Origin of the sequence: Streptomyces sp. H27-H5 (assembly GCF_026627505.1) — a bacterium.
Classification (GTDB): domain Bacteria; phylum Actinomycetota; class Actinomycetes; order Streptomycetales; family Streptomycetaceae; genus Streptomyces.
In genome coordinates this window covers 1-713 of record NZ_JAPNLK010000349.1, presented here as the reverse complement: position 1 = coordinate 713, position 713 = coordinate 1, and the positions used below count along the sequence as shown (strand labels likewise).

Here is a 713-nt window from a genome sequence, read left to right as displayed (position 1 = left end):
CGAACCGCCGAAGCTCCCCATGGCCGCCTGGATCAACAAGCCCGACGACCCCAGGCCCGACGATCAAACGATCCCGGCACAGCGATAGAACACTTCACCTGCCTTGATCACGTTGACAGGCTCCGGAGGCTCGACGAGCGAGCACGCCTGAAGGAACTCGAGCGCCGCAATCGTGAGCTTGAGATGGAAGTCAGCTTCCTGAAAAAAGCCGTCTTAGATTCAACCGGTCAGAGCAACAGTGCAGGTTAGGACGGTACACGTGGCAAGACTGGGTCGGCCGGGGATGTCGGATGAGATGAAGGCCGACCTGTGGCGGCGGTGGAGGTCCGGCGAGTCGATCAGCGTCATCTCGAGAAGCATAGGCAAGCCACCCGGCTCAGTGTTCACCGTCCTCAAGCACCACGGAGGAATCGCTCCTCTGTCCCGCAAGGAGCGTGTCGGAAGTCTGACTCTGGGCGAGCGCGAGGAGATCTCCCGCGGGTTGTGTGCGGGCGATTCCTATCGGGCGATCGCCGGTCTGCTGGGGCGGGCGGTGTCCACGGTCAGCCGTGAGGTCAACAGCAACGGCGGACGCGACGTCTACCGGTACTACAGCCGGTGTTGTTGCGGTGAGTGGTCTCGTTGGCGGTAGTGGCTGATGCGTGCGCGGGTCTGGTGGCGGCGTCGCCAGCGGTTCCAGTGCAGAGCGAGGTAGGTCCTGGCGGCGCGGGCGG

General features: G+C 63.8%; 2 protein-coding genes. Both read left to right on the top strand.

Features of this window, described 5'->3' with window-relative positions; translation table 11 throughout:
* Positions 1–249 (top strand): hypothetical protein (locus OTB19_RS43200; protein ID WP_267804339.1); only part of this gene is annotated, 249 nt, incomplete at its 5' end.
* A gap of 34 nt (positions 250–283) precedes the next feature.
* Positions 284–631: a helix-turn-helix domain-containing protein gene (locus OTB19_RS43945; RefSeq protein WP_420717043.1), complete on the top strand. Its 348-nt coding sequence runs from the start codon at positions 284–286 to the stop codon at positions 629–631.
* Positions 632–713 lie beyond the last annotated feature (82 nt).

Coding starts and splice junctions, on each gene's coding strand:
- OTB19_RS43945 (WP_420717043.1), top strand. CDS start 284: ATGTCGGATGAGATGAAGGCCGACCTGTGGCGGCGGTGGAGGTCCGGC.